This window comes from Aeromonas sp. HMWF016 (assembly GCF_963878195.1).
Taxonomy (GTDB): Bacteria; Pseudomonadota; Gammaproteobacteria; order Enterobacterales; family Aeromonadaceae; genus Aeromonas; species Aeromonas lacus.
The window spans coordinates 61,705-88,361 of sequence record NZ_CAWNWX010000069.1 but is presented as its reverse complement, the minus strand read 5'-3'; the positions used below and the strand labels follow the sequence as shown (position 1 = coordinate 88,361).

Annotated in this window: 30 protein-coding genes; 12 read left to right on the top strand and 18 right to left on the bottom strand. The window is 61.0% G+C overall.

Annotated features, from left to right (window positions below; translation table 11 throughout):
- The coding region (locus AACS24_RS21925) for a DEAD/DEAH box helicase (RefSeq protein WP_258223183.1) at positions 1 to 864 on the bottom strand (864 nt) is incomplete at its 3' end.
- A gap of 178 nt (positions 865 to 1,042) precedes the next feature.
- On the opposite strand from AACS24_RS21925, the gene thpR reads away from it, so the two are divergent.
- The 10 genes from thpR (at position 1,043) to AACS24_RS10200 (ending at position 9,978) form a co-directional block, all read left to right on the top strand.
- Entirely contained in the window at positions 1,043 to 1,615 is a 573-nt protein-coding gene (thpR, locus tag AACS24_RS10245; protein WP_181364366.1) for an RNA 2',3'-cyclic phosphodiesterase, read from the top strand.
- Complete coding sequence (gene sfsA / locus AACS24_RS10240) at positions 1,612 to 2,355, top strand: DNA/RNA nuclease SfsA (RefSeq protein ID WP_108573542.1); 744 nt, start codon at positions 1,612 to 1,614, stop codon at positions 2,353 to 2,355. The genes thpR and sfsA overlap by 4 nt, the downstream gene beginning before the upstream one ends.
- 119 nt (positions 2,356 to 2,474) lie before the next feature.
- Complete coding sequence (gene dksA, locus AACS24_RS10235; protein WP_005335644.1) at positions 2,475 to 2,924, top strand: RNA polymerase-binding protein DksA; 450 nt, start codon at positions 2,475 to 2,477, stop codon at positions 2,922 to 2,924.
- Positions 2,925 to 3,047: 123 nt separating this feature from the next.
- Entirely contained in the window at positions 3,048 to 3,956 is a 909-nt protein-coding gene (gene gluQRS / locus AACS24_RS10230) for a tRNA glutamyl-Q(34) synthetase GluQRS (RefSeq protein WP_181364365.1), read from the top strand.
- A gap of 362 nt (positions 3,957 to 4,318) precedes the next feature.
- Positions 4,319 to 5,809 (top strand): polynucleotide adenylyltransferase PcnB, encoded by a 1,491-nt coding sequence (gene pcnB, locus AACS24_RS10225; RefSeq protein ID WP_108573540.1) that lies wholly within the window; start codon positions 4,319 to 4,321, stop codon positions 5,807 to 5,809.
- Between the two features lie 11 nt (positions 5,810 to 5,820).
- Entirely contained in the window at positions 5,821 to 6,330 is a 510-nt protein-coding gene (gene folK / locus AACS24_RS10220) for a 2-amino-4-hydroxy-6-hydroxymethyldihydropteridine diphosphokinase (RefSeq protein ID WP_108573538.1), read from the top strand.
- Positions 6,327 to 7,121, top strand: a complete 795-nt coding sequence (panB, locus tag AACS24_RS10215) for a 3-methyl-2-oxobutanoate hydroxymethyltransferase (protein ID WP_108573536.1) — start codon at positions 6,327 to 6,329, stop codon at positions 7,119 to 7,121. Before folK ends, panB begins: the two co-directional genes overlap by 4 nt.
- Before the next feature lie 104 nt (positions 7,122 to 7,225).
- Entirely contained in the window at positions 7,226 to 8,083 is an 858-nt protein-coding gene (panC, locus tag AACS24_RS10210) for a pantoate--beta-alanine ligase (RefSeq protein ID WP_108573535.1), read from the top strand.
- A 24-nt stretch (positions 8,084 to 8,107) separates the two neighbouring features.
- Positions 8,108 to 8,458: a putative quinol monooxygenase gene (locus tag AACS24_RS10205; RefSeq protein WP_108573533.1), complete on the top strand. Its 351-nt coding sequence runs from the start codon at positions 8,108 to 8,110 to the stop codon at positions 8,456 to 8,458.
- A gap of 152 nt (positions 8,459 to 8,610) precedes the next feature.
- Positions 8,611 to 9,978, top strand: coding sequence for a cation:dicarboxylate symporter family transporter (locus AACS24_RS10200; protein WP_108573531.1), 1,368 nt, complete (start codon positions 8,611 to 8,613; stop codon positions 9,976 to 9,978).
- 64 nt (positions 9,979 to 10,042) lie between these two features.
- Here the strand turns inward: AACS24_RS10200 and AACS24_RS10195 are convergent, their stop codons facing one another.
- The 8 genes from AACS24_RS10195 to hpt form a co-directional block, all read right to left on the bottom strand.
- Positions 10,043 to 10,570, bottom strand: a complete 528-nt coding sequence (locus AACS24_RS10195; protein WP_108573529.1) for a rhodanese-like domain-containing protein — start codon at positions 10,568 to 10,570, stop codon at positions 10,043 to 10,045.
- Positions 10,571 to 10,574: 4 nt separating this feature from the next.
- Positions 10,575 to 11,027, bottom strand: coding sequence for a MauE/DoxX family redox-associated membrane protein (locus AACS24_RS10190; protein WP_108573527.1), 453 nt, complete (start codon positions 11,025 to 11,027; stop codon positions 10,575 to 10,577).
- Complete coding sequence (locus AACS24_RS10185; protein ID WP_108573525.1) at positions 11,024 to 11,332, bottom strand: DUF3343 domain-containing protein; 309 nt, start codon at positions 11,330 to 11,332, stop codon at positions 11,024 to 11,026. The genes AACS24_RS10190 and AACS24_RS10185 overlap by 4 nt, the downstream gene beginning before the upstream one ends.
- Positions 11,329 to 12,111 (bottom strand): acyl-CoA dehydratase activase, encoded by a 783-nt coding sequence (locus AACS24_RS10180; RefSeq protein WP_108573523.1) that lies wholly within the window; start codon positions 12,109 to 12,111, stop codon positions 11,329 to 11,331. Before AACS24_RS10180 ends, AACS24_RS10185 begins: the two co-directional genes overlap by 4 nt.
- 9 nt (positions 12,112 to 12,120) lie before the next feature.
- On the bottom strand, positions 12,121 to 13,272 hold the full coding sequence (locus AACS24_RS10175; RefSeq protein ID WP_108573521.1) for a double-cubane-cluster-containing anaerobic reductase: 1,152 nt from the start codon (positions 13,270 to 13,272) through the stop codon (positions 12,121 to 12,123).
- A 226-nt stretch (positions 13,273 to 13,498) separates the two neighbouring features.
- The gene (locus AACS24_RS10170) at positions 13,499 to 14,272 is read right to left on the bottom strand and encodes an ABC transporter permease (protein ID WP_108573519.1); all 774 of its coding nucleotides are present in this window, start codon (positions 14,270 to 14,272) and stop codon (positions 13,499 to 13,501) included.
- On the bottom strand, positions 14,269 to 15,186 hold the full coding sequence (locus AACS24_RS10165; protein WP_108573517.1) for an ABC transporter ATP-binding protein: 918 nt from the start codon (positions 15,184 to 15,186) through the stop codon (positions 14,269 to 14,271). The genes AACS24_RS10170 and AACS24_RS10165 overlap by 4 nt, the downstream gene beginning before the upstream one ends.
- A 108-nt stretch (positions 15,187 to 15,294) precedes the next feature.
- Complete coding sequence (hpt, locus tag AACS24_RS10160) at positions 15,295 to 15,825, bottom strand: hypoxanthine phosphoribosyltransferase (RefSeq protein ID WP_005343302.1); 531 nt, start codon at positions 15,823 to 15,825, stop codon at positions 15,295 to 15,297.
- Positions 15,826 to 16,026: 201 nt separating this feature from the next.
- On the opposite strand from hpt, the gene AACS24_RS10155 reads away from it, so the two are divergent.
- Positions 16,027 to 16,641, top strand: coding sequence for a TetR/AcrR family transcriptional regulator (locus AACS24_RS10155; RefSeq protein ID WP_033113077.1), 615 nt, complete (start codon positions 16,027 to 16,029; stop codon positions 16,639 to 16,641).
- Positions 16,642 to 16,708: 67 nt separating this feature from the next.
- On the opposite strand, the gene AACS24_RS10150 is transcribed toward AACS24_RS10155, so the two are convergent.
- Positions 16,709 to 17,320, bottom strand: a complete 612-nt coding sequence (locus AACS24_RS10150; protein ID WP_042030468.1) for a flavin prenyltransferase UbiX — start codon at positions 17,318 to 17,320, stop codon at positions 16,709 to 16,711.
- Positions 17,317 to 18,687 carry a UDP-N-acetylmuramate:L-alanyl-gamma-D-glutamyl-meso-diaminopimelate ligase gene (gene mpl, locus AACS24_RS10145; RefSeq protein WP_108573515.1) on the bottom strand — a complete coding sequence of 457 codons (1,371 nt, stop codon included), beginning with the start codon at positions 18,685 to 18,687 and terminating at the stop codon, positions 17,317 to 17,319. The genes AACS24_RS10150 and mpl overlap by 4 nt, the downstream gene beginning before the upstream one ends.
- A 260-nt stretch (positions 18,688 to 18,947) precedes the next feature.
- On the opposite strand from mpl, the gene AACS24_RS10140 reads away from it, so the two are divergent.
- Entirely contained in the window at positions 18,948 to 19,649 is a 702-nt protein-coding gene (locus AACS24_RS10140) for a phosphatase PAP2 family protein (RefSeq protein ID WP_108573513.1), read from the top strand.
- 63 nt (positions 19,650 to 19,712) lie between these two features.
- Here the strand turns inward: AACS24_RS10140 and galE are convergent, their stop codons facing one another.
- The 7 genes from galE to AACS24_RS10105 all read right to left on the bottom strand — a co-directional run.
- Positions 19,713 to 20,729: a UDP-glucose 4-epimerase GalE gene (gene galE / locus AACS24_RS10135; RefSeq protein WP_108573511.1), complete on the bottom strand. Its 1,017-nt coding sequence runs from the start codon at positions 20,727 to 20,729 to the stop codon at positions 19,713 to 19,715.
- Between the two features lie 85 nt (positions 20,730 to 20,814).
- Entirely contained in the window at positions 20,815 to 21,822 is a 1,008-nt protein-coding gene (locus AACS24_RS10130; RefSeq protein ID WP_108573510.1) for a hybrid-cluster NAD(P)-dependent oxidoreductase, read from the bottom strand.
- Positions 21,823 to 21,925: 103 nt separating this feature from the next.
- Positions 21,926 to 23,575: a hydroxylamine reductase gene (gene hcp / locus AACS24_RS10125; RefSeq protein WP_108573552.1), complete on the bottom strand. Its 1,650-nt coding sequence runs from the start codon at positions 23,573 to 23,575 to the stop codon at positions 21,926 to 21,928.
- 287 nt (positions 23,576 to 23,862) lie between these two features.
- Positions 23,863 to 24,330, bottom strand: coding sequence for a Dps family protein (locus AACS24_RS10120; protein WP_108573508.1), 468 nt, complete (start codon positions 24,328 to 24,330; stop codon positions 23,863 to 23,865).
- 152 nt (positions 24,331 to 24,482) lie between these two features.
- Entirely contained in the window at positions 24,483 to 25,364 is an 882-nt protein-coding gene (locus AACS24_RS10115; protein WP_108573506.1) for an N-acetylmuramoyl-L-alanine amidase, read from the bottom strand.
- Positions 25,365 to 25,394: 30 nt separating this feature from the next.
- The gene (locus AACS24_RS10110; protein ID WP_033113086.1) at positions 25,395 to 25,874 is read right to left on the bottom strand and encodes a YehS family protein; all 480 of its coding nucleotides are present in this window, start codon (positions 25,872 to 25,874) and stop codon (positions 25,395 to 25,397) included.
- A 96-nt stretch (positions 25,875 to 25,970) separates the two neighbouring features.
- Positions 25,971 to 26,657, bottom strand: a 687-nt coding sequence (locus AACS24_RS10105; protein ID WP_258223180.1) for a response regulator, incomplete at its 5' end; no start/stop codon positions are given.

Sequence of the window (26,657 nt, the reverse complement as noted above, 5' to 3'; positions counted from 1 at the left end):
GATCACGACAGAGACTCCTTCGATGGTGAGGGAGGTCTCCGCCACATTGGTGGTGAGCACCAGCTTACGGCGGCCCGCAGGTGCCGGCTCGATGGCCGCTTGCTGGGCTGCCATGTCGAGGCGGCCGTAGAGGGGGGCGAGGGTCACATCATCCGGCAGCCGTCCTTCCAGCCACTGCGCCAGCCGCTCGATCTCGCCCTGTCCCGGCAGAAAGACCAGCAGGCTGCCATCTTGCTCGGCCAGCGCTTCGAGCACCACGGCGCCGACTTGCGGCTCCAGCCACTGCTGGCGATTGGCGGGGCGGTAGTGGTAGTCGATGGGAAAACCGCGCCCTTCCGAGCGGATCACCGGCGCATCCGGCAGCAACGTTTCGAGCGCCATGCCATCCAGAGTGGCAGACATCACCAGGAGCTTGAGGTCATCGCGCAATCCCTGCTGGCTCTCGATGGCGAAGGCCAGCGCGGTATCGGCGTGCAGGCTGCGTTCGTGGAACTCATCGAAGATGACCAGTGAGATGCCTGTCAGCTCCGGATCCTGCTGCAACATCCGGGTCAGCACCCCTTCGGTAACGATCTCGAGTCGGGTCGCGGAGCTGGTGCGGCTCTCGCCCCGCACCCGCAGGCCGATGCGCTCGCCCACCTTCTCCCCGAGCTGGCGCGCCAGAAAGCTGGCGATATTGCGCGCCGCCAGCCGTCTTGGTTCCAGCATGATGATGCGGCCGGGCAGCCGGTTCTGGCGTACCAGCTCCAGCGGCAGCAGGGTCGATTTGCCCGCGCCGGGGGGCGCCTGCAGGATCACGCTGCTGTGGCGGTCGAGGGCGGCAAAGAGTTCGGGCAGCACCGAAACGATGGGGAGTGGGGACAAAACGATCAACACCTTCTGTTGCAACCGGTAAAACGGCGCCTATTCTGCCACAGCCAGCCCGGCCACCGTGAGCAGATGTGGGCGGCAGATGGCCCTCGGCCCGGATGGCGAGACAGGAGGAGATGGCTGCCATAGAATGGGCCACCCTCTCTGTCTGGAAAAAGGCATCTTCACCCGAATGGCCAAACTCTTCTTTGCCCTGCCCGTCGGGGCGCTCGCTCCCGAACTCATCAACTGGCGTGATCAGCAGCCCTGGCCCGGTCAGCCGGTGCCGCAAGCCAATCTTCACCTGACCCTCGCCTTCCTCGGTGAAGCGGACGAGGTGACCACCCGCCGCCTGATTGCCGCCGTTGAGCGCCAGCACTGTCCGCCGCTCACCATCAGGCTGGATGAGACCGGCTGGTTCAGCCGCGCCAAGGCTGGCTGGGTTGGCCCGAAGGAGTGGCCCAACGAGCTGACCGTGTTGGCGAAGGCGCTGCGTCGTCACGGCGAGAAGCTGGGGCTTGGCAATGGCGAACAGGGTTATCGTCCTCACGTCACCCTGTCGCGCAAGGCGGGTGAGGCGCCAGCCACCCTGCCGGCCCCCGATTTTCTGCTTAAGGCCGATCAATTTTGCCTCTATGAGTCGATCTCGACCCCGGACGGGGTGCGCTACCAGCCGCTCGCCTGCTGGCCGCTGCGGGCCAGAGCCAAGGATGAGGGCGCTCGCGATGAGTGGGACAACGAACAGGCGCGGAGGGCGAACCCGTGATATTCGATCCGCCGCTGCAATCCGGGCAGCTTATTGCCCGCTACAAGCGCTTTCTGACCGATGTCGAGCTGGCCAATGGCGAGGTGATCACCATCCACTGCGCCAACACCGGCGCCATGACCGGCTGCGCCGACCCGGGCACCCGGGTCTGGTATTCGACCTCCGACAACCCCAAGCGCAAGCTGCCCCATAGCTGGGAGATCGCCGAGAGCCCGGCCGGCCACTTTATCTGCGTCAACACGGCGCGCGCCAACCAGATTGCCCGCGAGCTGATCGAGCAGGATGCCATCGCACCGCTGTGCGGCTATGCCAGACTGCGCACCGAGGTGAAATATGGCGAAGAGAACAGTCGCATCGACCTCTTGCTGGAAGATGAGGAGAAGGGCAACTGTTACATCGAGGTAAAATCGGTCACCCTGCTCGACGAACGCGAGCAACCGGGCATGGGCTACTTCCCCGATGCGGTAACTGCCCGCGGCGCCAAGCATTTACGTGAATTGATGGCCATGAAAGCGGCCGGTCACAGAGCCGTGCTGCTATTTATGGTGTTGCACTCCGGAATAAGCCGGATGCGCCCTGCAGCGCACATAGATCCGCACTATAGTCTGCTAATTGAACAGGCAATTGCGGCGGGGGTTGAAATTTTATGCTATCGGCCCCATGTTGGGGTGCAAGGCATGGTGGCACAAGGATTTATCCCGTTTGAATCCAGCCACCTGTTACCCGAGGGGAGTTCATAAATATTGGAGTGGGTAACATTATTGGTACGGCTCGTTTGCTTACCCGTTACCCTTCTGCTATAGATGTCGCCCTCAATTTATGGATGGCACGGGTAGCGTGCTGAATTAGGAGACAGGGCATGCCAACAGGCGAAAACAGGAAATCTCTGGGCCCCCTGGCCATTGCGGGTGTCGCGCCTTACCAGGAAAAGCCGGGTGAGGAGTACATGAATGACCAACAGAAGGCGCATTTTCGCAAGATCCTGGGTGCCTGGCGCAACCAACTGATGCAGGAAGTTGACCGCACCGTTGATCACATGAAGGACGAGGCTGCCAACTTCCCGGATCCCGTGGATCGTGCCGCGCAGGAAGAGGAGTTCGCTCTCGAACTGCGTACCCGCGATCGTGAACGCAAGCTGATCAAGAAGATCGAGAAGACCTTGCAGCTGCTGGAAGATGACGACTTCGGTTACTGCGAGCACTGCGGTATCGAAATCGGTATCCGCCGTCTGGAAGCCCGTCCGACTGCCGACCTCTGTGTCGACTGCAAGACGCTGGCCGAGATCAAGGAAAAGCAGATGGCCGGTTGATACCGACCCGCTGCAATATGAAAAAGGGAGCTTGCGGGCTCCCTTTTTTATTGCGCATTTTTATTGAGCTGTTGGGCGGGGCGTCCCAAAATGCGCCTCACTGAACTGCTTATCCGAACCGTCATGGCTGTGAATACCCCTTCCTCCCCCCAAATTCGCCCCTATGTGGGCCGCTTTGCGCCGTCCCCTTCCGGCCCGCTCCACTTCGGTTCGCTGATTGCGGCCCTCGGCAGCTTTTTGCAGGCCAGAGCGCAGCAGGGGCGCTGGCTGGTGCGCATCGAGGATATCGATCCGCCGCGGGAGATGGCGGGGGCGGCCGACCTTATTCTCAAGACCCTTGAGGCATATGGTCTTGAGTGGGATGGCGAGGTGATGTTCCAGAGCGCGCGCCACGGCCGCTATGACGAGATCATCGAGCAGCTCTACCGGGCGGGCGATCTCTACTGGTGCCGCTGTACCCGGCGCGAAATCATGGCGAGCGGCGGCTTTTACAATGGCCACTGCCGCACCTTGGGGCTGACGGCAGAGGGCTCTGCCGCCCGCTTGCGTCAGCACCATCCGGTCTACCACTTCGATGACCGGTTGCAGGGCCATATCGCGGTGCCGGCGGCGCTCGCCGAGGAGGATTTCATTATCCGCCGCCGCGACGGGCTCTACGCCTACAACCTGGCGGTGGTGGTGGATGACATGGACAGCGGCATCACCGAGATAGTGCGCGGCGCCGACCTGCTGGAGCCGACGGTGCGCCAGATTGCCCTCTACCAGACCCTGGGGGCGGCGGTGCCGGACTGGGTGCATCTGCCGCTGGCGGTACAGGCCGATGGCAACAAGCTCTCCAAGCAGAACCATGCGCCGGCGCTGGCGCTGGATGAGGTGCGCCCGGCCCTGTGGCAGGCGCTGCACTTTCTCGGTCAGTGCCCACCGCCGGAGCTGATGGCAAGCCGGATCGACGAGATCATCGGCTGGGGCATCGCCCACTGGCAGCTGGCCCGGGTGCCCGCCAGCGAGAAGATCCCGTTGGTTGCCGGCTAAATCTGGCAGTCAAAGCCAAAAGCAAGGTGAAGTGCTGCGCGAGTCGGCTTGAGCGGATCGGGCGCAGGCTTTCGAGAGCAGGCAAGAGAGAACAACGGACCCTGCGCCGCGGATCCGGTTCGGTATAAGGTTGAGTGGGGTCATTTCCCGAAAAGCCATAAATTAAATTTATAGTGACGGGGTTGGCGCCATAGCCGCCTTGTTGCCGTGCCGACAGGCGCTAAAAGGGCAATGGCCGGTTTGTAAGAGCGAATTCCTTCGAACAGGCCGCTTTTTTAGCGGCAACGCCGATTCAAACGGGATCAATTGCCGTCACGGTTTTTCATTTGGTTAGGCGTGAGCTATGATAGGCCGCTATTTTTTTGGCCTCCCGTCAATTTGAAGTCATAACGAGGTGTACCATTTTTTCCCAGATCGCAAACTTTTGCCGCAAAGTGCTCGGCAAGGATGAGGGCGAGCAGTCGGCGGAGTCCCCCATTCCGGCCCGTGTTGCCGGACAACGTCGAACCCTGAGTCGTGACCAGCACCCGATTTCGCGCAAAGAGATCAGCGAGAATGCACTCAAGGTGCTCTATCGCCTGAACAAGGGCGGCTACGAAGCCTACCTGGTCGGCGGCGGAGTCCGGGATCTGCTGCTCGGGAAGACGCCCAAGGATTTCGACATCGCCACCGATGCGACGCCGGAGCAGATCAAGGCGCTGTTCAGCAACTGCCGTCTGATTGGCCGCCGCTTCCGCCTGGCCCACATTGTGTTTGGTCGTGACGTGATCGAAGTGGCCACTTTCCGCGGTCACCACCATCAGGTCAATACCAGCAAACATGTGTCGGCCCAGTCCGATGAAGGCATGCTGCTGCGCGACAACGTCTACGGCACCATCGAAGAGGATGCCGAGCGCCGCGACTTTACCGTCAACGCCCTCTACTACAGCGCCAAGGATTTCACCCTGCACGATTTCGAGGGCGGGCTGGAGGATTTGGCCGAGCGCAAGCTGGAGCTGATTGGCGATCCCGAAACCCGCTACCGCGAAGATCCGGTGCGGATGCTGCGCGCCGTGCGTTTCGCCGCCAAGCTCGACATGACCATCAGCCCGCGCACTGCCGCCCCCATCAGGGAGCTGGCGCCGCTGCTGCAGGATATTCCGGCGGCCCGCCTGTTTGAGGAGACCCTCAAGCTGTTCCTGGCTGGCGATGCCCTGACTACCTACAAGTTGCTGCGCGAGTACGGCCTGTTCCAGCAGCTCTTCCCGCAAGTGGCTGCGCTGTTTACCCCGCACGGCAATTCGCCTTACGAGCAGTTTATCGAGCAGGCGCTGATCGATACCGACACTCGCGTTCGTGAAGAGAAGCGCGTCACCCCCGCCTTCCTCTACGCCACCCTGCTGTGGGGCTGCGTCGAGGCCCGTGGTCGGGTGCTGGAGAACGAGAGCGGCCTGCCCTGGTATGACGCCTTCATGCTGGCGATCAACGAGGTGCTCGACAATCAGGTGCGGATCATCGCCGTTCCCCGCCGTTTCACGACAGATGTCCGCGATATCTGGGCACTGCAACAGCGGTTGACCCGTCGTCAGGGCAAGCACCCCGAGCGCGCCATGGAGCACCCCAAGTTCCGCGCGGCGTTCGACTTTCTGTTGCTGCGCAACCGGGTCGAGCGCGGTCTCGGCGAGCTGGCCAGCTGGTGGGAGCGTTATGTTGCCTCCAACCCCGATGTGCGCCCGCAACTGCAGCGGGAAGCGACCCGTCGCCCGGCCAGCGGTGAGCGCGGTGAGAGCCGTAGCCACGATGGCGAGAAGCGCAGCAGCAACAGCCGCAATCGCCGCCGCCCGCGCCGTCGCAAGCCGAAAGCTGCCGAGTGATCACAGACGTGATGACCGAGGTCTTCATCGCCATTGGTTCCAATCTGGCCGACCCGCTCGGCCAGGCGCGCCGCGCGGTCGCCGCGCTGGCGACGTTGCCGGAATCTGTGCTGGTGCAGGCCTCGTCGTTTTACAGCAGCCGCCCCATGGGGCCTGCTGATCAGCCGGACTACGTCAATGCTGTGGCCCGGCTCAACACCCGGCTGACGCCGCTGGCGCTGCTGGATCAACTACAAAAAATCGAGCTGGAACAGGGACGTGTGCGCAAAGAGGAGCGGTGGGGACCCAGAACCCTGGATCTCGATATGCTGCTCTATGGCGATCAGGTGATCAACCATGAGCGCCTGATCGTGCCCCATTACGGCATGAAGGAGCGGGAGTTCGTGCTGCTGCCCCTTGCCGAAATCGCGCCCGCTCTGGTGCTGCCCTGCGGCACCCCGCTCGCACAACTGGTTGCCCGCTGCCCGAGCAATGATCTCGCCATCATTGCCCAGAGTGCAGACGTACAGGAGCCTTTATGAGCAAGATCACCACCGCCAGCCTGCTGAAAATGAAGCAGGATGGTCAAAAGTTCACCGCCATCACCGCCTATGATGCCACCTTTGCCAAGCTGTTCGACGACGAGGGGGCCCACGTGCTGCTCATCGGCGATTCGCTGGGCATGGTGCTGCAAGGGGGTCAGGATACTCTGGCGGTCAACATGGATGAGATGGTCTATCACACCCGCTGTGTGGCTCGCGGTGCCAGCAATGCGCTGATCATCGCCGACATGCCCTTCATGAGTTACGCCACCCCCGAGCAGACTTACCAGAACGCCGCCCGCCTGATGGCAGCCGGTGCCCGCATGGTCAAGATGGAAGGGGGCGACTGGCTCTGCGACTCCATCCGCCACCTCACCCGCAACGGGGTGCCGGTATGCGGTCACCTCGGCCTCACCCCGCAATCCGTCCACGTCTTTGGCGGCTTCAAGGTGCAGGGGCGCGACGAGTTTCAGGCCCAGGAGATCTACCGTCAGGCCCTCGAACTGCAAGCGGCCGGCATCCAGCTGCTGGTGCTCGAGTGTGTGCCGAGCTCGCTTGCCGAGCGGATCACCAAGGCGCTGCGCATCCCGGTGATCGGTATCGGTGCCGGCCCCGCGACCGATGGTCAAATTTTGGTGATGCACGACGCCTTTGGCGTCACCTCCGGCTATGTGCCCAAGTTCACCAAGAACTTCCTGGCCGAGACCGGCGACGTGCGTGCCGCCGTGCGCCTCTATGTGCAGCAGGTGAGCGAGGGGAGCTTCCCCGGCCCGGAACACTGCTTCAACTGATGTGATGCCCTATCGATGAGAGCGGGGGCCTGAGCCCCCGTTTCGTCATCCTGTCAGGCTGATGTAACCCGTATCTTTTTGATTCATCTGAAGGTGAACTGCCGATGTTGGTTGTTAACAATCCTGCCGCTCTGCGTGAGCAGATCGCTCAATGGCGCCGTGAAGGGCGTGCCATCGCATTCGTGCCCACCATGGGCAATCTGCATCAGGGCCACCTGACGCTGGTGAAGGAGGCGCACAGCCACGCCGAAAAGGTGGTGGTCAGCATCTTCGTCAACCCGATGCAGTTCGACAAGGCCGAGGATCTTGCCAACTACCCGCGCACCCTGGAGCAGGATTGCGCGGTGCTGGAAGCGGCCGGTGTCGATATGGTGTTCACCCCGACGCCGGAGATCATGTATCCGCAGGGGCTGGCCAGCCAGACCTTCGTCGAGGTGCCGGGTCTTTCCAATCTGCTGGAGGGGGCGTTGCGTCCGGGTCACTTCCGCGGGGTCAGCACCGTCGTCACCAAGCTGTTCAATCTGGTACAGCCGGATGTGGCCTGCTTTGGCCAGAAGGATTACCAGCAACTGGCGCTCATTCGCAAGATGGTGGTCGACATGGCGATGCCCATCGAGATCGTCGGTGTGCCAACTGTACGTGCCGAAGACGGGCTGGCGCTCTCTTCGCGCAACGGTTACCTGACGGCCGCCGAGCGGGCCATCGCCCCCGAGCTGGCGCGCACCATGAACTGGATTGCCGAGCAGATCGAAGCGGGTGATCATCACCTGCCGTCGCTGGTGGCGCAGGCCAGCCAGCGCCTCGACAACGCCGGTTTTCGTACCGATGCCATCGACATCGTCGATGCCACCAATCTCGAAGCGGCCACCGACCAGAGCAAGCAGCTGGTGATCCTGATGGCTGCCTATCTGGGCAAAGCCCGTCTTATTGATAATCGCGTGGTGACGCTGCCCCGCGCGTGATCCTGTTCTGACAAGGAGAATCTCATGTCCAAGAAAGTCTATTGTATCGCCCAGTTTCAACCTAAAGCCGGTCAGGAGCAGGCCCTGTTTCAGGTGTTGCAGGCGCTCGAGCCCAACACCCTGCGTGAGGATGGCTGCCTGCAATATCGGGTAACCCGCCACATCGCCAGCCCGTTTGCCGAGGGGGAGAGCTTCCCCATCGTATTCAACGAGATTTGGCAAGATATGGCCTCTTTCGAGGCGCACTGCCAGCGTGCGGAGATCAAGGCGTTCTTCGAGCGTTACTGTCTGGCCGATGATGGCCTGGCTGCCAAGTGGAACGTCTGCGTCTATAGCGACGAACCCGAACAGTACGACGCCCCCGTAAAGAAGTAATTCCCCCGATTGCCAGCGGACGCCTTCCCGGGCGTCCGCTGTTTTTTCACGCCTGCACTCTCCTGCATTCCGGCGTTTTGTTCCGCGGCCCTGCCCGCATCCCCCTTCGTTTCTATCCACTTTCGGCCTGATGGCCGCTACAGGTATTCATGATGTTTGTCCTGATTGCATCGCTTGTTTTCTGTCTGCTCTGTTTTGCTCTCACCCGGTTGCCCACCGGGTTGCCGCTCTCGCGCAAGGTGCTTGCGGGTCTGCTGCTTGGTGCCCTGTTCGGGTTGGCCCTGCAACTGGGCTGGGGAGCCGATGATGCCGGCGTTCAGCAGACTCTGGAGTGGGTCAATATCGTCGGCGGCGGCTATGTCAGCCTGCTCAAGGTGGTGATGATGCCGCTGGTGTTTACCTCCATTCTCTCTGCCATCAACAAGCTGGAGCAGGCCCAGTCCCTCGGCAAGATCAGCGCCGTGCTGATCGGCTCCATGCTGACGCTGGTGATGATTGCCGGTGTGGTGGGGATGACTATCACCCACCTGAGTGGCCTCACCGCCGAGGGGCTGCTGAGCCACGGTAGCGACAGCGCCGCCCTGCAACAGAGCATGAGCACCATCGACAGTGCCCAGACCCTGCCGGCCCTGCTGCTCTCGCTGGTGCCCACCAACTTTGCCGCCGATATGGCGGGTAGCCGCGGTCTCTCGGTGATCGGGGTGGTGATCTTCACCGTGTTGGCCGGGGTTGCCCTGCTGCAGTTGAAGGCGGAGCATCCACAGGCCGGTGCTCGCGCCGCCGTGGCCATCGACACCTTGCAGCTGTGGGTGATGAAGATGGTACGGGTGGTGATTGCGCTCACCCCCTATGGCGTGATGGCGCTGATCGCCCGGGTGGTGGCCCACTATCCCCTGAGCGAGATCCTCAGCCTGTTCGGCTTTATTCTGGTCTGCTACGTCGCCATTCTGGCGATGTTTGCGGTACACATGGTGATCTTGCTGCTGATCGGCCAGAACCCGCTGCACTATCTGCGCGAGGTGTGGGGCGTGCTCACCTTCGCTTTTGTCTCCCGCAGCAGCGCGGCTTCCATCCCGCTCAGCATCGAGACTCAGCAGCGCCTTGGGGTGCCCGCCAGCATCGCCAACTTTGCCGCCTCCTTTGGTGCCAATCTGGGTCAGAACGGCTGCGCCGGCATCTATCCGGCCATGATGGTGGCGATGAGTGCCCCGATGCTCGGCATCAACCCGTTTGACCCGCTGTTCCTGCTGACCCTGCTGCCGGTCATCGCGCTGGGCTCCATCGGGGTGGCCGGGGTTGGCGGCGGTGGCACCTTCGCCGCGCTGATCGTGCTCTCCACCCTCAACTTCCCCATCGCGCTGGTGGGGGTGATGATCGCCATCGAGCCGCTGGTGGACATGGGCCGTACTGCTCTCAACGTCAACGGCTCCATCATGGCGGCAATGATCACCAAGCGCCTGCTTGGCGAACAGGCGCAGAGCGATGTTGCGGAAGGTGAGGTGTCCCGAGTCGCCAGCTGACTGCCAGCATTGAAATGAGAGAAGCCCGCAGTTGCGGGCTTCTTTTTGGGGGCGAAAGGTCGGGTTACTCGGCCGTGACGGGATAGCCGGCCCCTTTCCAGGCGAAGATGCCGCCCGGTACCCGATAGACCTGCTGATAGCCCTGATTGACCGCCCAGGCGGCAGCATTGTGGCTGCGGCCGCACTTGACGAAACCGCAGTAGATCACCACGGGGCGGGACTTGTCTTCACCCAAGAGCGCCTGGAACTGCTCAGGTGTGCCGCTACCCTCGACAATCTCGCTCCAGTTGTCACCGGCCTTGGCCTCTTTCACAAAGACAAAGTTCTTGGCGCCCGGGATGTGCTCCTTCTTGTAGGAGTCCTCATAGGGCATGGTGTCGATGATCACCAGCTCCTCGCCCTTGTCCATCCGGGTTTTCAGCTCGGCCACAGTCAGCAGCTGATAGCCCCCCTGCTGCGCCTCCTGTGCCAGCTGCACTGCCGATTGCTCGAGCTTCACCTCCTGCTCGAACTGGTTGTCGCCACAGCCACCGAGGGCAAAGCTGGCGGCGATCAGCGAGGCAACCAGAGTGCGGGATCGCAATGTCATCATGTCACTACTCCTTTAGAACGGGAAAAACGGGAACGGAAAAAACGGGGCGGGAGGTTCGCAGCAGGGCGCCCGCAAGCGTCAGTAGCAGCAGATCCCGCAGGATGGCCTCCGGCAGCGAGCTGAGATCAGCCCTGCCCAGACAGCCGCAAGAGATGTCGAGCCCGATGGCAATGCCATAGCCCAACACCGGAATAAACAGGGTGAGCAGCCCGATCACCAGCCATAGTCCCCAGAGCCGGTTGGCGATGACCGCAAGCCCTGCACAGAGCTCAAGGGCGATCAGTCCCCAAGCCGCGAGCGGGAGAAGCGGTGGCCAGATCAGGCCAAAGGCGCCGATCTGCTCGACGAACAGGGCGGGGGAGGCCAGTTTGAACCCGGCGGAGGCGATGAAGAATCCCCCCAGCGCCAGATTGGCCAACATGCGCACATAAACAGCCATGGGATAGCTCTTTATCATCCATGACTCCGACTGCCAACCACAGCAGTTTGCTTCGCCATGTCCGTGCTATCGGCCGGATAGCGGGCCAGCTCCTGATAGTCGCCGTCCGTTTCGCAGCGAAAGACGGCGGCCGTTTCGCCGCGCTGGCACCACTGTTGCCACTCGTCTGGCAGACAGTGGAGGCGAATGGCGAGGCCACAGCCGGCACTGAGCAGGCGCGGCACATCGCAGACCCGAAACGACTGGTTGTGCTGCTCCAGCCGCTTGCGCAGCCTGACCGTGCCGAGGGTGGAGTGGAACAGGTAGAGAAACTCTTCGTTCATGACTTGCCTCCCGTCATTGCGCGAGCGCCGAACAGGGCGGCCCCCAACGCACCGGCAAACTGGGCGTCCGGGTGGGTGGCGACCTCGCAGCCCAACCCTTCGGCCAGATAGTGGCGGAAGGTGGCGGAGTGGCTGACGCCGCCGGTAAAGAGCACCACGGGGCTGGCACCGAGGCGGCCGATGAAGTTGGCACTGCGCCGGGCCATGGCGCGGACGATACCGGCCAGGATCGACTCGGCGGGAATGCCCGCCGAGCGCAGGCTGATCGCCTCCGACTCGGCAAACACGGTACACATGCTGCTGATGTCGTGGGGCTCGGCCCCTTGCAGCAGTTCGTCAAGCTGCTCGACCCGAGCACCCAGAGTGCGGGTGATCACCTCGAGAAAGCGACCGGTACCGGCGGCGCATTTGTCGTTCATCAGAAAATCGGTGAGGTTGCCGTCGTCATCGAGCTGGATCACCTTGCTGTCCTGGCCGCCGATGTCGATGACGGTGTGTACCGACGGGCAGAGCAGGCGAGCGCCCAGCCCGTGGCAGGAGATCTCGGTGACCCGCCGATCGGCGAACGACGCCAGATCCCGGCCATAGCCGGTCAGGGTCAGGTGGGGACGCGCTGGCAAATCGGCCGAGAGCTCCTCCCAGCCTTGCTCGATGGCGGCCAGCGGACGAAAGGGGGTCGGCACCAGAAAACGGCGGACGATGCGCCCGCCATCCTTGTGGTCGAACAGGATCCCCTTGGTCGCGGTGGAGCCCGAGTCAATCCCGATGGAGAGTGACACGGCGCCTCCTCACAGCATTTCGATAAAGGCGGCCAGCCGGGTCGCCAGTTGTCCCTTGTCGGCGCTGGAGTAGTCAGTCTCGACCGCCATGTAGGGGATGCCATGGCGTTCGCGCACGTGGCGCTTGATGGCCAGCGACTCCACCGCATAGGTGTGGCAGGCCTGCAGGATGACATCGATCACTCCGTCCGCCTGATACTCCTCCACCATCTGGCTCAGCAGATTCATGCGCTGGTGGTTGGGAGAGATGCAGGAGCAGCCGATGGCCAGATACTTGTCGGTCAGCGCATCGAATGGGTCACCCTCTTCCCTGACGCACTGCTCGGTCGCCTTGGCGCCGGTGCAGTTCTCGTAACCCACCACCCAGCCGCCGTGCTCCTCGATGAGGCGTACCACCTTGTCGGCAGCGCCGCCGATGGGGCAGCCAGTGATGAGGATGCGCGGGCGGGCATCGAGCCGTTTGCCCTCGGCGTACTCGGCCTTGATGCGGCGGGCCATCTCCTGCAGCTCGCTGATGAGCTGCTCCTTGTCGAAGCGGAAGGTGGCGCCATAGACCACCTTGAGCAGGTCGGTGCCGCTCAGCGCTGGCGGATTGAGCTGACCCAGCCGGTAGAAGTCGGCCAGCGCGCGGCGCTCGCGGTTTTTCAGCACGATGGCGTCGCGCAGCGCCTGTTCGCTGATGGGTTGGCCAAACTGCTGCTCCAGCAACTCCTTGAAGCGGACGATTTCGCTGCGCCACAGGGTGCGGGAGGCTTCGTCATCGGCGCGGTTGGGCAACTGCATCACATGCACCGGTTTGAACTCGGCCATGTACTCGTACATCTTCTTCTTGCCGTCACAGGTGGTTTCCCCCACCACCAGATCGGAGAAGTAGAAGTAGGGGCACTTGTCGGTCTTGCCGAAACCATAGCTGCTCTTGATCAGCGGGCAGAGGTTGCGGGGCAGGTCTTTCTCGGCTTCCTCGATGGTTTCGTCGCTGGTGGAGCAGAGCGATACCACCACGGCGCCGGCGGCCATCGCCACCTCCTGCGGCATAAAGGTGCAGTAGGTACCGACCAGGGGGATCTGTCGCTCCTTGAGTGCCATCACAGCCAGAAAGCCCTGACGACGGGCATCTGAAAAACTATCGAAAATGGCTGGCAACTCGGTGATAAGTGACATAGGCGATCCTGCCCTGATGAGAGAAATGAAGAGACGGACGAGCCATCCGTGACGGCACATCCAACCGCGAGAATTATACCTTTGGGGGTAATTCGAAAATTGCGGTGGATCACAAGGTGTCAGGTAAATCCTTAATAACAGGCAGGTTATTGCGAAGGGGGCTAGCTGGTTGAAGGGGCTACTGGGGGAATAAAAAACGGGCACCGCGAGGTGCCCGTTTTGGCCATCAGTGGCGCAGGCCGGTGCCGCGCGAAATAAGCCACCAGGCCAGACCGTAGAGGGCCACGATGAAGCCGATGATGATGAGGTAGGCGGTGCCGAGCGGCACGTCGGAGATACCGAGGAAGCCGTAACGGAACGCGTTCACCATGTAGATGATGGGGTTCACCTGGGAGACGCCCTGCCAGAAGGGGGGCAGCAGGCTGATGGAGTAGAACACTCCGCCCAGATAGGTGAGCGGCGTCAGCACGAAGGTGGGGATGATGCTGATGTCGTCGAAGGTCTTGGCAAACACCGCGTTGATGAGGCCGCCCAGCGAGAAGAGGATGGCGGTCAGCAGCACGGTCACGCAGACGCTGAACAGATGGTGGATCTGCAGCGGCACGAAGAAGAGCGACACCATGGTGACGATAAGGCCGACGCAGAGGCCGCGCGCCACACCACCACCCACGTAGCCGGCGATGATGACGTAGTTGGGCACCGGCGCCACCAGCAGCTCCTCGACGTTGCGCTGGAACTTGGCGCTGAAGAAGGAGGAGGCGACGTTGGAGTAGGAGTTGGTGATCACCGACATCATGATGAGGCCGGGTACGATGAACTCCATGTAGGTGAAGCCGCCCATGTCACCGATACGCGAACCGATCAGGTTGCCGAAGATGACGAAGTAGAGGCTCATGGTGATGGCGGGCGGCACCAGGGTCTGGATCCAGATCCGGGTAAAGCGGCTCACCTCTTTGGCCAAGATGCTCTTGAAGGCGATGTAGTAAGTGGTCAGGTTCATGCTTTTCTCCCCTCTTCGACCAGGGTGACAAACAGCTCTTCCAGCCGGTTGGCCTTGTTGCGCATGCTCAGTACCTGCACCTGCTGGTTTGACAGCTGTTCGAACAGGCTGTTGAGGGACTGACTCTTGTCGAGATCCACCTCGAGGGTGCGCTCATCCGACATGCGGCCGTTGAACTCGGGCACGTTTGGTACGGCAGAACCTGGCGCCAGATCGAGCAGGAAGGTCTCGCGACCCAGCTTGCCCAGCAGGTTTTTCATGCTGGTGTTCTCGATCAGGCGACCCTTGTCGATGATGCCGATGTTGCGGCACAGCATCTCCGCCTCTTCCAGATAGTGGGTGGTGAGGATGATGGTGACGCCCTGCTCGTTGAGATCCTTGAGGAAACTCCACATGGAGCGGCGGATCTCGATATCCACCCCGGCGGTCGGCTCATCGAGGATCAGCAGCTTGGGCTCGTGCATCAGGGCGCGGGCGATCATCAGGCGGCGTTTCATGCCACCGGAGAGAGTGCGGGCCGGCATGTCGCGCTTTTCCCACAAATCGAGCTGGCGCAGGTACTTCTCGGCGCGAATTTTGGCTTCCGCCTTGGGCACGCCGTAGAAGCCGGCCTGATGGGTGACAATCTGGATCACCTTCTCGAACTGGCTGAAGTTGAACTCCTGCGGCACCAGCCCGAGCTGGGCCTTTGCCTCTTCCAGATGGGTGTCGATGTCGTAGCCGAATACCTTCACCTTGCCGCTACTCTTGTTCACCAGCGAGCTGATGACGCCAATGGTGGTGGACTTGCCCGCTCCGTTGGGGCCAAGCAGGGCGAAGAAATCCCCCTGCTTGACGGTGAGATCGATGCCTTTCAGGGCTTCGACGCCCCCCTGATAGGTCTTTTTCAGGCCGCTTATTTCCAGTGCGTTCATTGCAACCTCTAACTGGCTGAACCCGTCTTGATACAGAAAAGGCGGCCGAGGCCGCCTGAGACAGAAAATGGCGCAGCGCCACCTTGTTCGGTATGTTTTTTAACCTTGTTACTCTTGCGGTACCACTTTGCCGATGAAGGGCAGGTTGCGGTACTTCTGCGCGTAGTCGATGCCGCAGCCGACCACGAATTCATCCGGAATGGCAAAGCCGACCCAGTCAACCGGCACCTGCACTTCGCGGCGGGAGGGTTTGTCCAGCAGGGTGCAGATGGCGAGGGATTTCGGCTCGCGCAGGGAGAGGATCTCGCGCACCTTGTTGAGGGTGTAGCCGGTGTCGATGATGTCTTCGACGATCACCACATCCTTGCCCTTGATGTCGTCATCCAGGTCTTTGAGGATTCGCACGTCACGGGTGCTGTGCATGCCGGAGCCATAGCTGGAGGCGGTCATAAAATCCAGGGTGATGGGCAGCTGACACTGACGGCAGAGGTCAGCCAGGAAGACGCAGGAGCCGCGCAGCAGACCGATCATTACGACTTCGTCGGAACCCTGGTAGCGGGCGGTGATCTCTTCACCCAATTTGGCGATCCGGGCGGCTACTTCAGCCTCGGAGATCATCACCTCGACAGTGTGTTTCATCACTTACTCCCATATGGCCAAAGGGAAACTGGCCGTTCATGAACATCAAAACCGATGATTCTACCACCCGTGTCGAGAGGCGCCAGATATACGTGGTGCTTTTATCGGCTTATTTTAATTGATAGAGTTAGCAGGCACTCAGGCATGATTAGTTACAATACTATAAACACCATAATCAATAACTATTAGATGATAAAAACTATGGAACCACGCGCAGAAATAAGACGTCGTACCCGGCTGTCGCCGGAGGCTCGTCGCAATCAACTGATGGAATGTGCCATCGAAGTGTTCTCCCGCCGCGGTATCGGTCGTGCTGGTCACGCCGAAATTGCCGAGCAGGCCAAGGTCTCTGTTGCCACCGTCTTCAACTATTTCAACACTCGCGAGGAGTTGGTAGATGAGGTATTGGCCGAGATCGAACGCTTCGTGAATCAGATGTTGTCGCAGGCATACAGCGGCAATGGTTCAATCTTCGACAAGATAAAGCGCCATGTGAGCTTGTCTGTCGATGCGGCCTACGACCAGCCCGATTACGCAGGTATCTGGCTGGAGTGGAGTTCCTCGGTTCGGGAAGAGGTATGGCCTCGCTATACCCGGCTGCTCGATCAGTGCCTTGAGCTGATCGCCAGCGAGCTGCAAACCGCCATGGATGCAGGGGAGATCACCAGCGTGCTGTCGGCACAGGATCTGGCCCGCTCTCTGACCGGTTTTGGCTATGTGATGATGCAGATGATCAATCAACCTCAGCGCCCGGCGCGCGAAGAGGTGACTGATTTCCTGTTCAAGTACGTGACGGCACCTATTCAGGCTTGCTGATACGGCTTAACGAAAAAAAGCGCCCCTCATCGAGGGGCGCTTTTTTTATCCGGTTTGTCTGGTCAGCTCAGCCGTGGCCATAGCCCCAGCGGCTGGTCAGCTCATGCTCGACACCCAGATGATCGAGGATCCGCGCCACCATAAAGTCCACCAGATCCGCGATGCTTTTCGGCTCATGATAGAAACCCGGCGCGGCGGGCATGATGGTCACGCCAAGACGAGCCAGTTTCAGCATGTTCTCCAGATGGATCGCAGAGAAGGGGCTCTCGCGGGGCACCAGGATCAGCTGGCCGCGCTCCTTGATCACCACATCCGCCGCCCGCTCCAGCAGGTTGTCGGAGGTGCCGTTGGCAATGGCCGAGACGGTGCCCATGGAGCAGGGGCAGACCACCATCTGCTTGGGCGCCGCCGAGCCGGAGGCGACAGGCGAGAACCACTCCTCCTTGCCGCAGGCGACTATCTGACCCTCTTTGGCGCCATATTGGCGACAGAGATAAGCCGATAGCTCCTTCGGTGAGCCCGGCCACTCCTGCTGCTGCTCGGTCTTGAGCACCACTCGTGCCGCCGATGAGGCGAGCAGGTAGACCCGATAGTCCGCCTGCACCAGACACTCCAGCAGGCGCAGGGCGTAGGGGGCGCCGGAGGCACCGGTCAGCGCCAGGGTGATCGCTTTGTTCATAGTTCGCCGTGATAATCCTTGAGGCGGGCGATCAGCTTGTCATGAATGCCGCCGAAGCCGCCGTTGCTCATGATCAGAATATGGTCGCCATCGCGGCTCTCGGCCACCAGCCGGTTGATCAGGGTCTCCAGATCGTTGAACACCTTGGCGGGTCGGGTCATATGGGCCGTCACCTCGCCGAGATCCCAGCCGATGTTGGGCGGCTGGAAGAAGAACACCTCGTCGGCGCCATCGAAGCAGCCAGCCAGCTCCTCCTTGTGAACACCCAGCTTCATGGTGTTGGAGCGTGGTTCCAGCACGGCCAGAATACGGGCTTCACCCACCTTGGCGCGCAGACCACCGAGGGTGGTCTCGATGGCAGTGGGGTGGTGGGCAAAGTCGTCATAGACACTGATACCGGCTACCTCGCCTTTGAGCTCCATCCGCCGCTTGGGTGATTTGAACTGGCAGAGCGCCGCAATACCGTGCTCCACCATGACACCGGCATGACGGGCGGCAGCGATGGCCATCAGGCCATTGTTGACGTTGTGCTCGCCGATGCACTCCCAGTGCACTTCGCCCTGTTTCACGCCATCCAGCCACACCTCGAAGGCTGAGCCGTCATCGGCCAGCTTGACCGCCTTCCACTTGGCGTCGTCCTGACCCACCAGCTCCACTTCGCTCCAGCAGCCCATCTTGCGCACGGCGGTGAGGTTATCATCTGCCTGCGGGAACAGCACCCGGCCATTGCTCGGCACGGTACGCATCAGGTGGTGGAACTGGCGCTGGATGGCGGCGAGATCCGGGAAGATATCCGCGTGGTCGAACTCCAGGTTGTTCATCACCAGAGTGCGCGGGTGGTAGTGGACGAACTTGGAGCGCTTGTCGAAGAAGGCGCAGTCATACTCGTCCGCTTCGATGACGAAGAAGGGGGCAGAGCCGAGGCGGGCCGAGACCGGGAAGTTGCCCGGCACGCCGCCAATCAGGAAACCGGGCTCCAGCTTGGCGTACTCCAGCACCCAGGCCAGCATGCTGGCGGTGGTGGTCTTGCCGTGGGTGCCGGCAACGGCCAGCACCCAGCGATCTTGCAGCACGTGCTCCAGTAGCCACTGGGGGCCGGAGATGTAGGGCAGATTGCGGTCCAGCACATATTCAACACAGGGGTTACCACGGCTCATGGCGTTGCCAATCACCACCAGATCCGGCGCCGGATCGAGTTGGGAAGGGTCATAGCCTTCGGTCAGTTCGATGCCCTGTTGCTCGAGCTGGGTGCTCATGGGGGGATAGACGTTGGCGTCCGAGCCGGTCACCCGGTAACCAAGCTGTTTTGCCAACACCGCCAGACCACCCATAAAGGTGCCGCAGATCCCGAGAATATGAATATGCATACCGCTTCCTTTCGCAGTAAAGGGAAGTGCGCATTCTAGGGTGTGTTGCCGTGGTGGCACAAGCCGCACTCATGGTGAGAGGCCTACAGACTCGGGTGCTGAGAGCAAAACTCAGTAGCCCGATCAGCAATGTAAAGAAGAGGGCAAACCATCCGGTTTTATTTGAGGCTTGATTTTGTGTCGCACTTTCTTACAATTCTCAGTTTTTGTGACGCACTCAACAGTTTTACGATATCGCCCTTTTCCAAAGGAGAGTCCTCATGGGCAAGTTCCTGCTTTGCTATCTGGTCGGTGGTCTGGTGGCCATCAGTTGGGCTGCGCTGCCCGCTCATGGTCCCTGGGATCAATGGGATCTCGCGATTTTTCATACCGTTAATGGCTGGCTCGGGCAGTCGCCTTTGTGGGCCGATCTGGTTGCCATCACCAACAACCGGCTGTTCGATCTTGTTGTGCTGGGCTGCATGGGATTGATCCTAGCCCGCTGTTTCTTCGCCCGTGATATTGCTGGTCGTCGCCAGCTGGTGGCGATGGGCATAGTGATGCTGCTAAGTGCACTGGTGATCAACCAGCTTGGTCACAGATTGCCGGTGGAGCGGCCCAGCCCGACCCTGATGGTGAGCGACGCCCTGCGAGTCACCCATCTCAGCGAGATCCCGACCAAGGACTCTTCCGGTGACAGCTTCCCCGGGGATCACGCCCTGTTCCTGATGATCTTTGCCGGCTTTGCTCTGCGCTATCTGCCGCGCTGGGCGGGTGTCACCGCATTGCTGATGGTGCCGATCTTTTCCGCACCGCGCATTCTGGCGGGCGCTCACTGGTTCACCGATGTCTATGTCGGCGCGTTGGGGTTGGCGACCCTCTGCCTGCCCTGGGTGCTGCTGACCCCGCTGGCGGATCGGCTGATTGCGCGAATCGAACCCTATCTGGCCCCTCTGCCGCTGCTGCGCAGCCAGAGCAACTGAATTCTCTGCGGCAAAAATAACAACGCCCCGGCATGCCGGGGCGTTTTGCTATCTGACCATGGATCAGCCGGCCTGATAGCCGTTGGGGTTCTGGCTTTGCCAGCGCCAGGTATCGATCATCATCTGCTCCAGACCACGCTCGGCCTGCCAGCCCAACTCGGCACGGGCCTTGTGCGGCTCGGCCCAGCACTCGGCGATGTCGCCGGGGCGACGGGGCTTGATCTGGTAGGGAATGGAGCGACCGCTGGCTGCTTCAAACGCCTTGATCATCTCCAGCACCGAGTAACCCTGACCAGTGCCCAGGTTGTAGGTAAAGACGCCGGTATCCGATTCGATGCGTGCCAGCGCTTTGAGGTGACCGATGGCCAGATCCACCACGTGGATATAATCGCGTACTCCGGTACCGTCCGGCGTCGGGTAGTCGTTGCCAAACACCCCCAGCTCCTTGAGCTTGCCCACGCCTACCTGACTGATATAGGGCAGCAGGTTGTTGGGAATGCCGTTGGGATCTTCGCCAATCAGGCCGCTTTCGTGGGCTCCGACCGGGTTGAAGTAGCGCAGCAGCACGATGGCCCAGCGGGGATCGGATTTGGCGAGATCGCGCAGGATCTCCTCCACCATCAGCTTGGAGCGGCCATAAGGGTTGGTGGCGCTAGTGGGGAAATCTTCCCGCAGTGGCACCGAGGCGGGATCGCCATAGACGGTGGCCGAGGAGCTGAATACCAGCCGGAACACGCCGGCCCTGGCCATTTCCTCGCACAGCACCAGAGTGCCGGTGATGTTGTTCTGGTAATAGGTGAGCGGGATCTGGCTCGACTCACCGACTGCCTTGAGGCCGGCAAAATGGATCACTGACTCGATCTGGTGGGCGGCAAACAGCTGCTGCAGGCAGGTTTTGTCCAGCACATCCCCTTCGACGAAGATGACCGGCTTGCCGGTGATCTGCTCGACCCGCTTGAGTGACTCCGGTGAGGAGTTGGAGAGGTTGTCCAGCACCACGACCTGCTGCCCGACGTTCAAGAGCTCAACCAGGGTATGGGAGCCGATATAGCCGGCGCCCCCTGTAACCAGAATTGTCATTTTTTATCCCGTCTTCGACTGAAACTGGGGCTGAGTCTACTTGCCCGGCCCACTCGGGAAAAGCGCGAGATGCCAGGAACGTGCTTCAATAGTCGACGCTGACATCCCCGCTGGCGGTGCAGGAACAGGCCAGTGCCACTCCACTCTCGAGATCCTGCGCACTCAGGGTCATCACGCTCTGGCGCTCGATATCGCCTTCTGTGGTGCAGCGGCAGGCGCCGCATACCCCGGCGCGGCAGGCGGCCATCATGGTCTCGCCCGCAGCTTCCAGCGCTGCCAGCAGGGTCTGGCCCGGCAGGATCTTCACCTTCTTGCCGCTCTTTTTCAGGGTTAGCCAGAAGTGGTCGCTGCAGGTTGCAACTGGCGCCATACTCGATGTAACGGCAGGCAGACCGAACGACTCCTGGTGCAACTGCGCTGCCGGCAGCCCCAGCTCCGCCAGCATGGTGCAGACTGCAGCCATGTAAGGCGCGGGCCCGCACAGATAGACGTGGCGCGCGAGCAGGTCTGGTGCCAACTCCCTCAACATGTCCGCTGTGAGTCGGCCAATCAAGGGGTGATCTGCAGGGGCCTGTTCCAGAATCAGGGCATGGCGTACACCGAGATGAGCTTCGGCCAGTGCAGCCAGCTCGTCTGCGAAGATCACATCCTCGGGGGTTCTGGCGCTGTGAATAAAGCGGATATCGGCGTCCGGCCGTGTGGCCAGCTTGTCCCGCAGCATGGCCCATATGGGGGTGATGCCGGAACCGGCACTGAGCAGCAGCGGCCGCTCGCAGGGCAAGGCAGTCAGATTGAAATCACCGAAGGGGCCATCCACCCGGATCTCGTCCCCCACTTGCAGGGTCTGGTGCAGATGGTGGGAGACCAGTCCGACATCCTTGATGGTGACCTGCCAGCAGGCATCCTGCGGGCTGGAGGAGAGGGTATAGGCACGGCAGTGGGGCTTGCCGTCAATCTCGGTATGCAGCGTCACACACTGGCCAGCCAGCACGGCTGGCAAGGTTCCCGCCACTGGGTAAAATTGCCAACTCGCCACGTCGTGGGTATCTGCCCGGCGACCGATGCAGCGCAGGGTCAAAGAGGTGGAGGTCATCGCAAGGCTCCTCTTGCTCGGAAATGGCTTTGAAAAAAGGCGAGCTCAATGGCTCGCCAAAGGCTTACAACATGCTGAGTGTGTAAGGAGGATATGGAACCGCTCAGGCCGCCAGGATCTCGGCCAAGTCTGCCTCGGCCGTGGTGGTCCCTTTCAGGCCAAACCGCTCCTCCAGCACTTTGAGCAGGGCCGGGGTGAGAAAGGCGGGGGCGGTCGGGCCGGTACGGATGTCCTTCACACCCAGCGCCAGCAGGGTGAGCAGAATGACGATGGCTTTCTGCTCGAACCAGGAGAGCACCAGCGTCAGCGGCAGATCGTTGACGCCGCACTCGAACGCCTCGGAGAGCGCCAGCGCCAGCTGGATGGCGGAGTAGGCATCGTTGCACTGACCCACGTCCAGCAGACGGGGAATGCCACCGATGTTGCCAAAGTCGAGCTTGTTGAACTTGTACTTGCCGCAACCCAGCGTGAGCAGCAGGCTGTCGCGCGGCGCCGCCTTGGCAAACTCGGTAAAGTAGGCGCGCTCGGCCTTGTCGCCGTCACAGCCACCCACCAGAAAGAAGTGGCTGATCTCTCCGGCTTTTACCTTCTCAATCACCGCGGGCGCGGCCTGCATCAGGGCGTTGCGAGCAAAGCCGATGGTGATGAAGTGCTCGAGCTCGGTGTGTTTGAAGCCATCAAGTGCCAGTGCCTTGGCGATCACGGCGGAGAAATCATCCCCTTCCAGGTGGGTCACGCCCGGCCAGCCGACGATGGAGCGGGTGAAGATGCGGTCACTGTAGTTGCCCACGTTCGGGTCGATGATGCAGTTGGAGGTCATCACCACGGCGCCCGGGAAGTTGGCAAACTCCTTCTGCTGGTTTTGCCAGGCGGAGCCGTAGTTGCCCACCAGATGGGGGTACTGCTTGAAGAAGGGGTAGGCCAGCGCGGGAAGCATCTCGCCGTGGGTGTAGACATGGATGCCGGTCCCCTTGGTCTGCTCCAGAATGAGCTTGAGATCCATCATGTCGTGGCCGGAGACCAGAATGCACTTGCCCGGAATCGGGGTGACCCTGACCTGGGTCGGTTCCGGGTGGCCAAACGCGCTGGTTTCACCCAGATCCAGCATCTCCATGATTTTGAAGTTGAGCTGACCGATCTCCATGGCGCAGTTGAACAGTCGGCCCATTTCGCTCGGGTCTGTGCTGAGCCAGCTCATGATGCGGTGGAATTCGGCAGCCACCTCATCGCTCTGCTGAGCTAGCACCCGGGCGTGCTCCATGTAGGCAGCGGCGCCCTTGAGGCCGTAGAGGCAGAGCAGGCGCAGCCCCATGATGTCCTCGTTCACCTCATTCTTGCCCCGATTGGGGGCGGCTGGCGCGGCATGAGCGAGTTGTTCCAGCAGCTCGGCACCGGGCTCAAAGTAAGCGGACTGTGGTAAATCGTTCACCTGCACCGCCATCCCGGCCAGACGATCGGCCAGCTGCTGGCGATAGGCGAGGGCCTGATTGACGTACGCCACGATACGGGCGGAGTCGAAGTTGACGTTGGTGAGGGTGGCGAAGAAGGCCTTGGGGACGAAGGCGTCGATCTCGCGGTCGATGATGCCCTGCTCGCGGGCAGCCAGCGCCCAGGCGCTGAGCCCCTGCAGGGTATAGATCAGTACATCTTGCAGATCCGAGGTTTCCGCCGTCTTGCCGCACATACCTTGTGCGTAGGCACAGCCGTTGCCTGCCGGGGTACGAATTGTCTGTTCACATTGCACACAAAACATCATGCCTCTCCTAATTGGACATTTCAGTTGTCTGTTTTTTGGCGATTCTATTCCCCTCGCGAAAAACTTAATAGGCATTCAATTTGCCAATTAAATTTCCCTTGATGCAGATCAAAAACAAAAAAGCCGCCCAAACAGGGCGGCAAGCGGGTGGATAAAAGGAGAGACAACTCAGGTTTGCAACAGAACATAACAATCAAGCGGGTTGGGCCGAGTCTGGTCAGGTGTTCCCGGCCCGGTATTTCCTCAAGCCAGCATACGTGCGCTGTATCCGGCTTGGTTCACTATCAGGCCAGATAAGCGCGCAGCATCCAGACCAGTTTCTCCTGCTGCTGTACGTAGTCGGAGAGGATGGACGCAGTCCCTTCATCACCAGCTTCTGCGGCCTGAGCCAGAATGCGGCGCTGAGCCACCAGCAGTTCACGGAAGCTTCCCAGCAGGGATTCGACACAGGCACGACCGTCGTGCAGCCCTTTCTGTTCGGGAATGGCGGAGACCTTGATGTAGTCGCTGAAGCTGTGCAGCGGCACGCTATCCAGGGTCAGGATGCGTTCTGCCAGAGCATCGACTTTCAGCAGCAGGTCGTTGTAGATCTCTTCGAACTTCAGGTGCAGCTCGAAGAACTGGTTGCCGCGAATGTTCCAGTGGAAGCCACGGACGTTCATGTAGAGGATCTGGTAGCTGGCCAGCAACTTGTTCAGCTCGGCAGCCAGAGCTTGTGATTGAGCGGTATCAAGACCAATCGGGCTTTTCATCATTCACCTCCAGATAAGGAAATCGGGTTTGACAATCTGTCTTGGAACGAACTCAGATTAACCCCTTGTTATTTGAAGGGATAATCGCTCGTACCTAACAGTTTGATAGCGAGTGGCTATCAAAGCGGGGAGGGAAATGGTCAAAAGGCGGGTTAGCCTGGGTACTTCTCGAGCAGGGCCATCAGGATGGCCTGACACTCGCTATCCGGTTCGCTATCGACTTTGCTGGCGCGAAAGTGGAGCTGGAAGGCACGCATAACGGCGCGGCTCTGTTCGTCCCACTGGCCGCTCTGTGACAGGCCATAACCGTAGCGAGCCAGCTGCTGCTGCCACATGGTGAGACTCCATTCGGGCAGAGGGCTGGCAAGCAGCTCTGCCACCCGGCTTTCATCTGGCCAGGCACCGACGCCGTACTCCAGATAGAGCTGACGCCAGGGGAAGTGGGGGCCGGGATCCTGCTTGCGTTCGGGGGCGATGTCGCTGTGAGCCAGCACTTGGGTCGGCGGGATCCGGTAACGGTCGACCAGCTTGCGGCTGAGTGCGCCGACGGCGGCAATCTGCGCTTTGGTATAGGGCTGCCAGTGCCGTTGGTGAGGTGGCAGCAGCTCATCTTCCGGCGGATAGCCGAGGTTGACGATCTCGATGCCGAGCGAGCTGGCATTGAGCCCGGCATATTGGTGCCAGCGGCTACGGCCGGCATGCCAGGCACGCTGGCTATCCGGCACCAGCTGATAGACCGGGAGCGGTGTGTCACTGCTGTCACGAGGGATCAGGTAGTGGGCGCTCACCTTGTGCTCGGGCTCTGTAAGTAGACGCAGGGAGTGGGCGTCATCCTCATCGGTGTAGTGCAGGATAAGAAAGGCGATGCGCTCGTTCTGATTGGCGCTCTGATAGCGAGTGGAGAGCTGGTAGCTCTGCTGGTTGCAGCCTTGCAGCAGGGTGCCAAGCAGCGCACCGAGAAGCAGCGATGCGGCGATGCGCCATCCCCCGACTGCTCGCAGTGCGGACAGTTTAGTGGAGAGGCGCTTCGTCATGGCTGCTGGCCTGCCGGTTGAGCGGTGCAGTTAGTTGCGGTATTTGGCGGTGAGGCCGAGCAGGAAGTTGCGCAGGATCTGATCCCCGCAATCCTGATAGTGCTTGTGATCCTTGGCGCGGAACAGGGCGCTCAGCTCGGACTTGGAGAGGTTGAAGTCGGCGAGCTTGAGCGTGCCGAGCATGTCCTCTTCCTTGAAGTTGAGGGCGATGCGCAGCTTGCGCAGGATCAGGTTGTTGTTGATCCGGTTTGGCACCACCTGGGGTGGCGCATCTTCCCGCACACCGCGGCGAGTGACGATGAGACCGTCGAGGAACTGGCTCAGGGCGGAGTCGGGACAGGCGGCATAGCCCGCTTCCTGTACTTCTCCCTCTTCGGCCTCTTTCATCAGCCAGCCGTGCAGTTGGGCATGGTCGATGGCCAGATTGCCCTTGGCAAACATCTCGACCATCTCGTCGTTGCTGATGGTGAGGGCGTAGCGCAGGCGGCGCAGAATATCGTTGTTGGTCATGCTGACTCCTGTTTAAACGGCGCAACTTTACCATCTGTCGGCCCCCGCGTCAGAAAAAGCGGGGGAACGATATCTCCGGGCGCGTACCAGTCTATCTCAACTCAGGTAACGTGGCGCCTCCTGGCGCACCAGCTCAAGGGCATCCTGCAGCTCCAGCAGCTCGGGCTCCAGCTCGCTGACCGGCACGCCGTCGCGCAGCTGTTGCTCCAGTTGTGACAGCAGTCGCTGCAGACCGGGCACCCCCGAGTAGGCACAGCCGCCGTTGAGACGGTGGAGCTGGGCCAGCACTTCACTGTCGTCGATGGCGCCTGCAAGGGCGGCATCCAGCACAGGTTCCACCTCGTCGAAGCTCGCCAGTAGCATGGTCAGCATCTCTCTGGCCAGATCCTCCTTGCCGGCCGCCTGACGCACCGCCAGCGCCCAGTCGATCTGCTGATCGCCAACGATCTGGTGACGGCGATGGGCAAAATCGGTGATGAGTCTGGCCAGCATGCTCTCGTCGATGGGCTTGGCCAGATAGTCATCCATCCCTTGCCGGATCAGGCGCTCCCGCTCGCCGGGAATGGCGTGAGCAGTCACCGCCACGATCGGTGTTTCGGTATTGAGGGACTGGCTGCGGATCGCCTGGGTGGCGCTGATGCCATCCATGATCGGCATCTGGATATCCATGAAGATGATGTCGAACGGCTGGCTCTGAGCCTGTTTGACTGCCTCCTTGCCGTTCTTGCAGAGCACGACCTGAGTCACCATCTCCTTGAGCATGGCGGCGATCAGCTTGAGGTT